Raw genomic sequence first — 12,458 nt, 5'->3', positions numbered from 1 at the left:
CGTCGAGAATCCGCCACCGCGTTACGCTCGCGGCCGTTGGGACCAAATCATCGACACGACGCTGTGCGGGTGCTTAGCATCATCTTTCGATGACCGTTCAGCCCGCGGCGTTCCTCCGCACCACACTCCCCCTCGACCTGTCCCGGCTCGCCGAACTGGACAGCGGCCGCTACCACTCGATCTGGCTGCCCGATCACATGGTCAGCTTCTGGCCCGACTCGATCTGGACTCCCGAGTTCACCGACTTGGCCACCGCTTCCCCGTCGCCGCACCGCCACCTCGACGGGCTCGCGGTCGCGGCCGCGGCGGCAGTGTTGACCGAGCGGGTGCCGCTTGTCAGCGCCGTGGTCGACACGGTGCGCCGCCACCCCGTCATGCTCGCGCAGACGGCGCTGACCATCGATCACCTCGCCAAGGGGCGCTTCATCCTCGGCCTGGGCAGCGGCGAGAGCGAAAACACCCTGCCCTACGGTTTCGACTTCTCCCGTCCGGTCAGCCGTTTCGAGGAAGCTTTGACGGTGATCCGGCTGCTCTGGGGAAGCGACGGCCCGGTCGATTTCGATGGGCAGTTCTATTCGCTGCACCACGCCCGCCTGGACACCGAGCCCTACGAGGGCCGGCCACCGCAGATCTGGGTCGGCGCCAGCGGCCCCCGGATGCTCGACATCGCCGGCCGGCACGCCGACGGGTGGTGGCCGGCGGGCGCCTGGACTCCCGAGCACTACGCCGAGATGCTCTCCGCGGTGCGGGCATCCGCAGAACGCGCCGGCCGCGACCCGATGGCGATCACACCGTGCTTCATCCAGGTATGCCTGATCGGCAAGGACGACGCGGCCCTCACCGAGATATTGCAAGCACCCCTGGTCAAGGCATTTCTGCTACAGGTGTCCGCGAAGACGTTGCGCGACTTCGGTTTCGAGCACCCGATGGGCGACGATTGGCGCGGCTTTCAAGACATCGACCCCGCGGTGCTCACCCGGGACCGCATCGTCGAATTCCTGGGCAAGGTGCGACCCGAGATGGTGCTCTCCGTCGTCCCCCACGGGACACCGAAAGAGGTCGCCAAGATCGTCAAGACGTATGTGGACGCGGGCCTGCGCGTGCCGAAGATTCTCGACTACGGCGCCATGGCCGGTCTGACATACGCGCAGGCGTCGGCGGCGAACGTCCGCGCCGCGGAGGACGAACTCGTGCGGCTCTGCGGAGACCCGTCGTGACAACACCTTTGGACGCCGCGGAGTTGCTCGCCGCCGCCGAGGCCGAGACCGGGCTGCGCGACTACGGCGATCCGACATTGCCGGAGCGCTTCGCCGTCGCCGTCGACCATCTGAACGGCCTCGGCATGGACGCCGACGGCAGATTCGAAGCCGCGCAGGTATGTCGATGGCTGCTGACGTCGCGGCTTGAACTCATCGAGGACCGCAACCGGTACCCGATCGGCGAGGAAGTGATCGACTCGCCGATGTTCGTTACTGGCGAACCGCGCTCGGGGACAACGCTGATGCACGCCCTGATGTCCGTCGACCCGCACGCTCGCGCGTTGCGGTTCTGGGAGGTGATGTATCCGTCCCCGCCGCCGGGACTCAGCGGACCCGGCGACCAGCGCCGGGCGCGGGCCGACGCCGACTGGCGCGAGATCAACGCGAAGATGCCCAAATGGCTGCGCAGCCATCCCTACAACGACATGCTGGGTGACGGCCTGCCCGAAGACGAACGCACCTGGGCGTTCGACTTTCGCGTGATGACACCCACGGCGTGGTGGCGGGTGCCCATGCAGTCGCTCGTTGGCGGCCTGGCCACCGATCCTGCCGCTCAATACCGGCTGCACAAGGCGATGCTGCAACAGCTGCAATACCGCCGGCCGCGAAAGTACTGGGTGCTGAAGGGCTTTCACGGATTCCGGCTCAAGGAACTGTTCGACACCTACCCCGACGCGCGAATGGTGTGGCTGCATCGCGACCCCGTGCAGGTCGCCGCGTCGCGCACCATGATGATGGCCGACATCGCCGAAGGCATGGTCGGCACCGTCGACCTGCATGCCCTGGCGAAGATGCACTTGGAGTTGACCCGGGCCGGGGTCGCCAACACCATGAGCAACCCCCTGGTCGACGATCCCCGCATCCTGCACCTGCGCTACGCCGACTTCATCGCCGATCACGTTGGCGCCGTCCGGCGTTACTACACGTTCTGCGGTCGCGAGCTGACGGCCGAGGCCGAGTCCGCGATGCGCGCCTACCTGACCGACAATCGCGGCGACCGCTACGGAAAGTTCCGCTACTCCACACAACTGCTCACCGACATCGGCGAGGACCTCGACGCGCTGCACGCCGAATTCAAGCCGTTCCGTGACCGGTTTGGTGTCGCGATCGAAAACCGGCGCTGACATGACGGGCGCACACCACCGTCTGTCCGTCCACAACGTCACCTTCTACGGCGCTTCGCCGGCCGAGCTGCAAGAGCACTGGGCCACGCTCGGCGTCTCCCGGTTGAGCATCCTGGACAGCCAGCTGCTCGACCCGCAGTTTCCAATCCTGGTGCGGCACAACAACTACACCGTGGAGGCGGTATATCACCTCTTCGCCGGCGGTAGCCTCACCTCCGACGCCCACGCCGCCCGCGATGCGCTGTCCACCGTCATCGACGCGGCAGCCGAGGTGGGCGCGCGCACGGTCTACATGCTCACCGGCGGACGCGGACACCTCACCTGGACACAGGCCGCCGAGCGATTCTGCGACATGGTCGCGCCCTGCGCTGCCCGCGCGAAGGACGCCGGGGTGGCGCTGGCGATCGAGAACGCATCGAGCCTGTACGCCGACATTCATCTCGCCCATACGCTGCGAGACACCGTTACCCTGGCGGAGATGAGCGATCTCGGGGTCTGCATCGACGTGTTTCACTGTTGGGCCGAAGGGGATTTCGAGGCGCAGGTGCAGCGGGCGCTGCCGCGGGCGGCGCTCATCCAGCTGAGCGACTATGTGCTCGGTGACCGGGCGTTGCCGAACCGGGCGGTCCCCGGCGACGGCACCATTCCGATCGAAGCGTTCGTGGCCCAGGCGCTCGCCGGCGGCTACACGCACGGCTTCGACCTCGAACTCATCGGTCCCCGTATCGACACGGCGGGGCGGCTCGAATCCGCCCGGCGCGCTTGCGATGTCGCCGGCGCGATGCTGGACAGGCTGGGTGCGTGAGCATGGCCTTCGGTGACGGTCCCGACGACACGGCCCTGCAAGCAGCCTGGACCGAATTCTGTGACCGGCTCCGGCGGGCGGGCGAGCGCGTTTTCAAGGACCACAACCCGGCGTCGGGAACGCATCGCGTCGACGCCTACCGGTTCCTCACCCAAAACCTCGGCCAGGCCTTCGATCTCGCCCTCGAAACCCGCGACACCGGCTACCCCGCGCTGCACACCTTCAGCGGCCCCACCCGCAAGCTCGGCGGCGACTGCGCCGACTTCACCTACCAGCAGGCATGGATCGACGGGCACTCGGCGTACCGGCTCACCGGCACCCGCGGCACCTCTCGATTCTTCAACGTCACCGTGCAGGGCCGACGCACGCCCGGCCCCGGCGTGCTGCACGAACCCTTCGGCGACACACCGGAAGCCAACCTGCTCGGCCATCAGCTCCGCACCGGTGAGGACGGGGAGTTCGAGCTCTTCATCGGCGGTCCCGAGCGTGGGCCTAACTGGCTGCCCACCACGCCCGAGTCACGAAAGCTGTTCATCCGCCAGGGATTCGACCGCTGGGACGAGCTTCCCGCGCGGCTGCGCATCGAGCGCGTCGACATGGCCTCCCCCAAACCGTTGCCCACGCCCGCCGACATGGTCGAGGCGATGCGCTGGGCCGGCGATTTCGTCACCGGCCTGATGTCCGATTGGCCCGAGTTCGCGTTCCACTACGGCGGCGTCGACGCCGACCACCCGAACAGTTTCCCCGGCGTCGCGACGACCGACGCCGACGGCAAGCGCGGCCGGGCCGCCGCCAACATGTATTGGGAGCTGGCCGCCGACGAGGCGCTGATCGTCGAATTCGGCGCCCACGACGGGTTGTGGATGTTCACCAACATGGGCGTCTTCTTCAACAGCATGGATTACCTGTACCGCCCGGTGAGCTACACGCCGAGCCGCACCAGGGTCGACCGCGACGGGCGCATCCGGCTGGTGATGGCCCATCGTGATCCCGGCGTGCACAACTGGCTGGACACCCAGGGCTTCGAACGTGGCAACCTCACCTATCGGCACATGCTCGAGGGCGAACCCGCCGCGCTGGACACCCGGGTGGTCAAGCACGACGAGCTGCCCCGCGTGCTCCCCGAAGGAACCGCCATGGTGAGCCCCGAAGAACGCGCCGCCGCGATGTGGGAACGCTTCCGTGTCATTCGCCGCCGCTATGTCCTCTAGAGCGGTCTAGGGTCAAAGATCGTGACCGAGATCTCCGAAGACGAACTGGCCGGCTTGTCCGAGTTCGCGCTGTTGCAGGAAAACGCCGAGCAGGCCGGGGTGTCCGGCCCACTGCCCGACGTCGAGCGCGTCGAATCGGGCACCGGTGAAGGCAAAGTCAGCGCGCTGCGCTGGGGCGGCGCTGCGCCGCGCATCGTGTTCATCCACGGTGGCGGACAAAACGCGCACACCTGGGACACGGTCATCGTCGGCCTCGGTGAGCCGGCGCTGGCGGTCGACCTTCCCGGCCACGGCCACTCCGCCTGGCGCGAGGACGGCGACTATTCGCCGCGGCTCAACGTCGACACCTTGCTGCCGATCCTGCGCGAGCACGCAACGACGGCTGACCTCGTCGTCGGCATGTCGCTCGGCGGACTGACCGCGATCCGGCTGGGCGCGGTGGCACCCGAGCTTGTCAAGGAACTCGTGCTGATCGACGTCACCCCCTCGGCGCTGCAACGCCATTCCGAGATGACCAAGGAGCAGCAGGGCACGGTGGCGCTGATGCACGGGGAGCGGGAGTTCCCCAACTTCCAGGCCATGCTGGACCTGACGATCGCCGCCGCGCCGCACCGCGAGGTGAAGGCGCTGCGCCGCGGGGTGTTCCATAACTCCCGCAAGCTCGACAACGGCAGCTGGACGTGGCGCTACGACGCCATCCGCACCTTCCCCGACTTCTCCGGACTGTGGGAAGACGTCGACGCCCTGTCCGCACCCGTGACCCTCATACGCGGTGGCACATCGGGTTTCGTCAGCGACGACGACGCGGCCGAACTCAGCCGTCGCGCAAAGCATTTCCGCGCCGCACACGTGGTCGAGAATTCGGGACACTCCGTGCAGAGCGACCAACCCCGCGCGCTGATCGACCTGCTGCGCGGGGTGCTCGACGCACGCTGAGCCATCATGACCGACGACCGCAGCGCCAGAGCCTCCGGGCGGCCGCGCGACGCCTCGATCGACGAGCGCGTGCTGTCGGTGACCCGTGACTTGCTGGTGGAGGTCGGCTGGGACGAGCTGAGCATGCGCCTCGTCGCGGCGCGGACCGGCGTCGGTCGGTCCAGCCTGAACCGTCGCTGGTCGTCAAAGGCGGAACTGGTGCTGCACGCCATCCTGGGTGAAACCCCTGACCTGGCACCGTTTTCCGGCACCGACCTGACCGGCTGGATCGACTGGGTGGTGCGTGGCAGTCACGAACTGTTCGGCCGGCCCGACGTGCGGGCCGCGGTACCGGGCTTGCTGCTGGCCCTCGGCGAAAACGACGACTTACGCAGGGACTTGTGGGCACGGTTCAGCGGACCGGCCGTGCAGCTTTTCGCCGACGACGTGCATGCGACGACGCCCGCCAAGCGACGCCGAGCCGACGTCGACGCCCGGGCCACCCTGGCGATGGCGGCGGGCGCCGCGCTGTTCGTCACGACGGTCGCCGTCGAGGACGACTCCGAGGCCCTACGAAACCGGATCGCGCAGCTGTTGATCACGGCCGTCGCCGCGTCCCACCCGCAATGACTCGACGATCGCCGCTTTCGGGGAGCGCCACGTGATGCCGAGGTCGCCCACGGTCGTGCTGTCGTCGGTGGGGGTGGCGGCGGTAAGCAGCAGCGCCGCTTCGTAACTGAGGCCGTCGCCGAGCGCGACGTACCGGCCGGCGGCGTCGGCGAGTCGACCGATGCCCCGCAGCAAGCGCGGCGACAGGGGCACGCGCCGCACCCGCCGGCCCAGCCCCTCTTCGAGCGCGTCGATCATCTCGTCGAAGCTGAGCAGGTGCCCGCCGCACACGTAGCGGTGGGGGCCGCGACCGGCCTGCATGATTCGCGTGTGCACGTCGGCGACGTCTCGCACGTCGACCATCTGCATGCCTCCGCGAACTTTCGGTGCCACCGCCCACCGCACGATCGGTGCCCACCCTCGTTCGGTGACGCCGGGGGCGGTGCCCAAGGCCGGTCCCACGACGCTCGAGGGATACGTCACGACGACGGGCGCCCCCGCCTCCTGCAGCCGTCGGGCGACCCGGTCGGCGTACCCCTTGGTCTTCGCGTACGCGCTGCGGCCACACGCGGTGGGCGAATCGGGCGAGATGATGCCATCGGGTGGGGGGAACAGCGCGCTGTAACTGCTGACCAACACCACCGGGTCAAGCGCGAGGCGGACCGCGCGAGTCAAAATCGCCTCCGTCGCATAGGCATTGACGTCCCACATCAACTGGGCGCGGCGTTCGTCGGTGCCCACGACCCCGGCGGCATGCAACACGGCGTCGGCTCCGGCGAGTAGCTGCTCGATGGTCGCGGCGGATCTCACGTCACCGGACAGCACCGTCACGGAGCCGAGCGCTCGGAGGCGGTCGAGGACGGCGGCGGGGTCCGTGGGCGCGGCCAACAGCTTCACGTGGTGGCCGGCCTGGATCAGTGCGCGCACGGTGTGCGCGCCGAGATATCCGGTTCCGCCCGTCACCGCTACGCGCATCGATCGTTCTCCGCTCTGTGGTCAGTTCGTCGTGCTATATTTCGGTGCCAATGGTATCGAAACTGGCGTTCGGCCCGCAGCGGCTGGGCCCCCTCACCCTGAAGAACCGCTTCGTCAAGGCGGCGACGTTCGAGGGCGTGATGCCGCACGGCACCGTCAGCGACGCGCTGATCGACTTCCATACCGAGGTCGCCCGGGGCGGGGCCGCCATGACGACCGTCGCCTACTGCGCGATCTCACCGGGCGGCCGGGTGCACCGCGACACGGTCGTGCTGGACCGCGATCGCGTGCCGCAGCTGCGCCGGCTGACCGAGGCCGTGCACGCCGCCGGTGCGCTCGTCTGCGCCCAGATCGGCCACGCCGGACTGGTCGCCAACACGCTGTCGAACCGGACGCCGACACTGGCGCCATCCACCCGGGTGAGCGCGCCGGCCATGGGACTGGTTCGGGCCGCCACCCCCGAACAGCTCGACGCGGTCGTCGACGGCTTTGGGGCCGCAGCCCAAAACGCGGTCGACGCCGGATTCGACGCGCTCGAAATCCACATGGGCCACGGCGATTTGCTCAGCTCGTTCTTCAGCCCGAATCTGAACAGGCGCACCGACCGCTACGGCGGCGATACCGTGCGCCGGGCCGAACTGGCCCGCCGCGTCGCCGAACGGGTCCGGTCCACCGTCGGCCGCTCCGTGGCCGTCACCGCCAAGTTCAACATGGACGACGGGGTGCGGGGCGGCTTCTGGCTGAACGACAGCATCCCGACGGCGCAGCTGCTGGAGTCCGACGGGCACCTCGACGCGTTGCAGCTGACCGGCGGCAGCTCGCTGCTCAACCCGATGTACTACTTCCGCGGCGATGTCCCCATGGACGAATTCGTCGCCTCCCAACCCCGGCCGGTCGGTTTAGGTCTGCGCGTGATGGGTCGGCGGCTGTTCCGGACCTATCCCTTCGAAGAGGCGTTCTTCTTGCCGCTTGCGCGCCAGTTCCGCGCGGCGGTGTCGATGCCGTTGATCCTTCTCGGCGGCATCAACCGGCTCGACACGGTGGAAGGCGCCCTGGCCGAGGGGTTCGAATTCGTGGCGATGGCCCGCGCGCTGCTACGAGATCCCTTCCTGGTCAAGCGATTTCGTGAGCATTCCGCCACCGAAGGGTTGTGCATCCACTGCATGAAATGCATGCCCACCGTCTACAGCGGAACGCATTGCGTGGTGCGTGACCGGATCGAGGCGACGCCGGTGGGTTGACCGGGCCTACGGTGGGTCCTATGACCTCTCAGCGCCCTATCCGCATCGGTGTGCAGCTACAACCCCAACACGCTCCGCAGTACAGCCAGATCCGCGACGCCGTGCGCCGGTGTGAGGACATCGGCGTGGACATCGCCTTCAACTGGGACCACTTCTTCCCGCTCTACGGCGACCCGGACGGCGCGCATTTCGAATGCTGGACGATGCTCGGGGCCTGGGCCGAGCAGACGTCGCGCATCCAGATCGGTGCGCTGGTGACCTGCAACTCCTACCGCAACCCCGAGCTGCTCGCCGATATGGCCCGCACCGTCGACCACATTTCCGACGGGCGACTCATCCTGGGCATCGGTTCGGGATGGAAACAAAAGGACTACGACGAGTACGGCTACGAATTCGGGACCGCCGGCAGCCGCCTCGACGACCTGGCGACCGCGCTCCCCCGGATCAAAAACCGGCTGGCCAAGCTGAACCCCGCGCCCACCCGGGAGATCCCGATCCTGATCGGCGGCGGCGGCGAACGCAAGACGCTGCGGCTGGTCGCCGAACACGCGCACCTCTGGCACAGCTTCACCTCCGCCGACGAGTTCCCGGCCAAGTCGGAGGTCCTCGCGCGCCACTGCGCCGACGTCGGTCGCGATCCGGCCGGCATCGAACGCTCGGCGGCCGTCAAGGGCGGCGGCGAACTGCTCGCCAACGCCGAAACCCTCGTCGGCCTCGGCGTCACACTGCTGACCGTGGCATGCGACGGCCCGGGTTACGACCTCAGCGACGCCGAAGCGCTCTGCAAGTGGCGCAATAACCGTTGATCGGGCGGCCGTCAGTTTTGTTTTCATCGGCGAAACACGTAAACGCTTGCGTCATTTCGTGAGAAACTCTCAGCGCTAGATGGCCGAACCCGGTGCGAAAGAGACTCAGCAAAACGATGCCGAAAAAATACGGGGTCAAAGAAAAGGACCTGGTTGTTTCGCACATCCTCCACCTGTTGTTGACGGGCAAGCTGCGCAGCGGGGACCGCGTAGACCGCAATGAAATCGCGCTGGGCTTGGGAGTCAGCCGGGTGCCCATTCAAGAGGCACTGGTCCAACTCGAACACGACGGCATTGTGTCCACCCGTTACCACCGCGGCGCCTTTGTCGAGCGGTTCGACGAGGCCACCGTCCTCGAACACCACGAGCTGGACGGTCTGCTCAACGGGATGGCGTCCGCACGCGCCGCCACCAGTCCCACCCCGCGGATCCTGGGGCAGCTCGACACCCTGATGCGCTCGCTCCGCACGGCCAAAGATGCCCGCGCGTTCGCCGACATCGCCGCCGAATACCGGCGCACCGTCAACGATGAGTACGCCGGGCCGCGGCTGCACGCCACCATCCGCGCCTCGCAAAACCTCATCCCCCGCCTGTTCTGGACGACCTATCAGAGCGGACGCGAGGAAATGCTGCCGTTCTACGAAGACGAGACCGCCGCGATACACCGCCGCGACCCCGACGCCGCGCGGGCCGCGTGCGTCGAGCGCTCCTACCTGATGGCCCAAACCATGCTTGCCGAGCTGGTTCGCCGCAGGGTCTTCACACCGCCCGGCGACGTCAGCCGCGTGGTTCCCGGCCCACTTCAGGTGATTACCGGCGGCGAGACGATCTCCGCCGAAGCCTCGTTGGCGCTGTAGAACAGGCTCTGGCCGGTCCTGCCGCCGGCGAATCGATACGGTGGCAGTGATGAGTTTGCCCGTGCGCCAGCGCACCACGCGCCTTGCCAAGCTATTCGCACTGGCCTCGACATTGCTGGTGGTGTGGGGGTCGGCGTCGATCACGTTGGCGAGCCCCGCGGCCGCCGACCGGAACCAATGCGCGCCAGCCGGCCCGAAAAGCGCGGCCGTGTTGCCCGAGAATCTGGCCCATAGCAGTGCCATGGGCCGGCCCGACGAGCACACCACGGCCGGCGTCGAGCCGTTGAGTTCGGTGAACATCGACACCCTGGGATTGGGCACGCCGGGGGTCCTGACCGTCGGCACGCTCTCCGGCGCTCCGCCCCACATCTGCATCACCCCCACCGGCCAGTACAGCGGCTTCGACAATCAGCTGCTCCGGGCGATCGCCCGCAAGCTCGGACTCCAAGTTCGCTTCGTCGGCACGGATTTCGCCGGGCTGCTCGCTCAGGTGGCGACGCACCGCTTCGACGTCGGGTCGTCGTCGATCAAGGCCACCGAGGAGCGCCGCCGAACCGTCTCCTTCACCAACGGCTACGACTTCGGCTACTACTCGCTGGTGGTGCCCCCGGGCTCCGCGATAAAAGACTTCAGCGATCTGGCCGCGGGCCAGCGCATCGGCGTGGTGCAGGGCACCGTCGAAGAGTCCTACGTCGTCGACAACCTGCATCTGCAGCCGGTGAAGTACCCCGACTTCGCCACCGTCTATGCCAGCCTCAAAACGCGCCAGATCGACGCGTGGGTGGCACCGGCCGGGGAGGCCGCCAGCACGATCCAGCGGGGCGATCCGGCGGTGATCGTGGCGCACAGCTTCAGCAACGAGGGATTCGTGGCGTACGCGGTGGCCAAGGACAACAAGCCGTTGGTGGATGCGCTGAATTCCGGGTTGGACGCCGTCATCGCCGACGGCACCTGGTCAAACCTGTACTCGCAGTGGGTGCCCCGCACCCTGCCGCGGGGCTGGAAACCCGGCTCGCTGGCCGCCCCGGCGCCGGTCCTGCCGGACTTCGCCGCCATCGCGGCGAAGCAACACCACAAAGAGGTGGGTCCGGCCGCGCCGAAATCGACCCTCGCGCAGTTGCGCGACTCCTTCTTCGACTGGGACATGTACCGGCAGGCCATTCCCGCTCTGTTCAGCACCGGATTGCCCAACACGTTGATCCTGACCAGCAGCGCCGGCGTGATCGGGTTGGCGCTGGGCATGCTGCTGGCCGTCGCCGGGATATCCCAGTCGCGCTGGCTGCGCTGGCCGGCGCGGGTGTACACCGACGTGTTCCGGGGACTTCCGGAAGTGGTGATCATCCTGATCATCGGGCTCGGTGTCGGGCCGATAGTGGGCGGGTTGACCAACAACAACCCCTACCCGATCGGCGTTGCCGCGTTGGGGATGATGGCCGCCGCCTACATCGGCGAAATTCTGCGATCGGGGATCCAAAGCGTGGATCCCGGCCAGCTGGAGGCGTCGCGTGCCCTGGGATTCAGCTATCCGGTGGCGATGCGGTTGGTGGTGGTGCCGCAGGGCGTCCGACGGGTGCTGCCGGCGCTGGTCAATCAATTCATTGCGCTGTTGAAAGCCTCTGCGCTGGTGTACTTCCTGGGCCTGGTCGCCGACCAGCGGGAGCTGTTCCAGGTGGGCCGCGATCTCAACGCCCAGACCGGCAACCTGTCGCCGCTCGTCGCCGCCGGCGCCTTCTACCTGATATTGACTGTGCCGTTAACGCATTTGGTCAACTACATCGACGCGCGGCTGCGCCGTGGTCGCGCCGCGGTCGATCCCGAAGATCGGCCCGACATGCTCACCACGACGTTCGGCCAGGAGATCACGTGACTGCCAGCATCGTCGGCCGGTCGTCAGTCTCCTTGGCGTGCAATGGCATTCACAAGACCCTGGACGGCACCGCGGTGCTGCGCGGCGTCGATATGGAGGTGCCCGCGGGCAGCACCGTCGCGGTCATCGGGCCGTCGGGCTCGGGCAAGTCGACCCTGCTGCGCACGCTCAACCGCTTGCATGAGCCGGACAGCGGCGACATCCTGCTCGACGGCAAGTCGGTGTTGAAGGACAACCCCGACGAGCTACGCCAGCGCATCGGCATGGTGTTCCAGCATTTCAATCTCTTCCCGCACCGCACCGTGCTGGACAACGTCGCGCTGGCACCGCGCAAGTTGCGGCGCCTGCCCGCCGACCAGGCCCGCGAACTGGCGCTGACGCAGCTGGATCGAGTTGGCCTGAAACACAAGGCCGGTGCCCGCCCCGGCATGTTGTCGGGCGGCCAACAACAGCGGGTGGCGATCGCCCGCGCGCTGGCGATGTCGCCACAGGTGATGTTTTTCGACGAGGCGACCTCGGCGCTGGATCCCGAAATGGTCAAGGGAATCCTGCAACTCATCGCCGACCTCGGTGCCGATGGCATGACAATGGTTGTCGTGACCCACGAAATGGGTTTCGCCCGGTCGGCATCCGACACGGTGGTATTCATGGATCACGGCAAAGTGGTGGAATCGGGCCCGCCCGAGCAGATATTCGAAGCGGCCGAGACCGAACGGCTGCAGCGGTTTTTGTCCCAAGTGCTTTGATCTCCACTGCCCAATGGGCAATAGCTACCTTGTCCGCACCTGA

12 protein-coding genes are annotated in these 12,458 nt (G+C 67.5%); 11 read left to right on the top strand and 1 reads right to left on the bottom strand.

The window, feature by feature from the left end:
* Positions 1-89 precede the first annotated feature (89 nt).
* From JF781_RS22935 to JF781_RS22910, 6 genes are read left to right on the top strand one after another with little or no spacing between them, the layout of a single operon-like run.
* Positions 90-1,217 (top strand): LLM class flavin-dependent oxidoreductase, encoded by a 1,128-nt coding sequence (locus JF781_RS22935; protein ID WP_225329710.1) that lies wholly within the window; start codon positions 90-92, stop codon positions 1,215-1,217.
* Complete coding sequence (locus tag JF781_RS22930) at positions 1,214-2,383, top strand: sulfotransferase (protein WP_225329711.1); 1,170 nt, start codon at positions 1,214-1,216, stop codon at positions 2,381-2,383. The genes JF781_RS22935 and JF781_RS22930 overlap by 4 nt, the downstream gene beginning before the upstream one ends.
* 1 nt (position 2,384) lies before the next feature.
* The gene (locus tag JF781_RS22925; protein WP_225329712.1) at positions 2,385-3,188 is read left to right on the top strand and encodes a sugar phosphate isomerase/epimerase; all 804 of its coding nucleotides are present in this window, start codon (positions 2,385-2,387) and stop codon (positions 3,186-3,188) included.
* A 2-nt stretch (positions 3,189-3,190) separates the two neighbouring features.
* Positions 3,191-4,399, top strand: coding sequence for a DUF1214 domain-containing protein (locus tag JF781_RS22920; RefSeq protein ID WP_225329739.1), 1,209 nt, complete (start codon positions 3,191-3,193; stop codon positions 4,397-4,399).
* 21 nt (positions 4,400-4,420) lie between these two features.
* Entirely contained in the window at positions 4,421-5,335 is a 915-nt protein-coding gene (locus JF781_RS22915) for an alpha/beta fold hydrolase (RefSeq protein ID WP_225329713.1), read from the top strand.
* Between the two features lie 6 nt (positions 5,336-5,341).
* The gene (locus JF781_RS22910; protein ID WP_225329714.1) at positions 5,342-5,944 is read left to right on the top strand and encodes a TetR/AcrR family transcriptional regulator; all 603 of its coding nucleotides are present in this window, start codon (positions 5,342-5,344) and stop codon (positions 5,942-5,944) included.
* Here JF781_RS22910 and JF781_RS22905 read toward each other — a convergent pair.
* A complete protein-coding gene (locus JF781_RS22905) occupies positions 5,885-6,898 on the bottom strand; it encodes an NAD-dependent epimerase/dehydratase family protein (RefSeq protein ID WP_225329715.1) in 1,014 nt (337 codons plus the stop codon). The two genes, JF781_RS22910 and JF781_RS22905, sit on opposite strands and share 60 nt — an antisense overlap.
* Before the next feature lie 50 nt (positions 6,899-6,948).
* On the opposite strand from JF781_RS22905, the gene JF781_RS22900 reads away from it, so the two are divergent.
* The 5 genes from JF781_RS22900 to JF781_RS22880 all read left to right on the top strand — a co-directional run bounded on the left by JF781_RS22900 (position 6,949) and on the right by JF781_RS22880 (position 12,415).
* Complete coding sequence (locus JF781_RS22900) at positions 6,949-8,139, top strand: NADH:flavin oxidoreductase (RefSeq protein ID WP_225329716.1); 1,191 nt, start codon at positions 6,949-6,951, stop codon at positions 8,137-8,139.
* A gap of 20 nt (positions 8,140-8,159) precedes the next feature.
* Positions 8,160-8,945 carry an LLM class F420-dependent oxidoreductase gene (locus tag JF781_RS22895; protein ID WP_225329717.1) on the top strand — a complete coding sequence of 262 codons (786 nt, stop codon included), beginning with the start codon at positions 8,160-8,162 and terminating at the stop codon, positions 8,943-8,945.
* A gap of 116 nt (positions 8,946-9,061) precedes the next feature.
* A complete protein-coding gene (locus JF781_RS22890; RefSeq protein WP_225329718.1) occupies positions 9,062-9,802 on the top strand; it encodes a GntR family transcriptional regulator in 741 nt (246 codons plus the stop codon).
* A gap of 49 nt (positions 9,803-9,851) precedes the next feature.
* The gene (locus JF781_RS22885; RefSeq protein WP_225329719.1) at positions 9,852-11,669 is read left to right on the top strand and encodes an ABC transporter substrate-binding protein/permease; all 1,818 of its coding nucleotides are present in this window, start codon (positions 9,852-9,854) and stop codon (positions 11,667-11,669) included.
* Positions 11,666-12,415 carry an amino acid ABC transporter ATP-binding protein gene (locus JF781_RS22880; RefSeq protein ID WP_308011592.1) on the top strand — a complete coding sequence of 250 codons (750 nt, stop codon included), beginning with the start codon at positions 11,666-11,668 and terminating at the stop codon, positions 12,413-12,415. Before JF781_RS22885 ends, JF781_RS22880 begins: the two co-directional genes overlap by 4 nt.
* Positions 12,416-12,458 lie beyond the last annotated feature (43 nt).

It is taken from the genome of Mycobacterium sp. WUMAC-067, from assembly GCF_020217485.1.
Lineage (GTDB): Bacteria > Actinomycetota > Actinomycetes > Mycobacteriales > Mycobacteriaceae > Mycobacterium.
This window is presented reverse-complemented; position numbering and strand designations above follow the sequence as displayed.

Excerpts from the sequence above, each read along its gene's own strand:
- JF781_RS22900 (WP_225329716.1), top strand. The coding sequence starts at position 6,949 with ATGGTATCGAAACTGGCGTTCGGCCCGCAGCGGCTGGGCCCCCTCACC.
- JF781_RS22895 (WP_225329717.1), top strand. The coding sequence starts at position 8,160 with ATGACCTCTCAGCGCCCTATCCGCATCGGTGTGCAGCTACAACCCCAA.
- JF781_RS22905 (WP_225329715.1), bottom strand. The coding sequence starts at position 6,898 with ATGCGCGTAGCGGTGACGGGCGGAACCGGATATCTCGGCGCGCACACC.
- JF781_RS22925 (WP_225329712.1), top strand. The coding sequence starts at position 2,385 with ATGACGGGCGCACACCACCGTCTGTCCGTCCACAACGTCACCTTCTAC.
- JF781_RS22910 (WP_225329714.1), top strand. The coding sequence starts at position 5,342 with ATGACCGACGACCGCAGCGCCAGAGCCTCCGGGCGGCCGCGCGACGCC.
- JF781_RS22935 (WP_225329710.1), top strand. The coding sequence starts at position 90 with ATGACCGTTCAGCCCGCGGCGTTCCTCCGCACCACACTCCCCCTCGAC.
- JF781_RS22920 (WP_225329739.1), top strand. The coding sequence starts at position 3,191 with ATGGCCTTCGGTGACGGTCCCGACGACACGGCCCTGCAAGCAGCCTGG.
- JF781_RS22890 (WP_225329718.1), top strand. The coding sequence starts at position 9,062 with ATGCCGAAAAAATACGGGGTCAAAGAAAAGGACCTGGTTGTTTCGCAC.
- JF781_RS22885 (WP_225329719.1), top strand. The coding sequence starts at position 9,852 with ATGAGTTTGCCCGTGCGCCAGCGCACCACGCGCCTTGCCAAGCTATTC.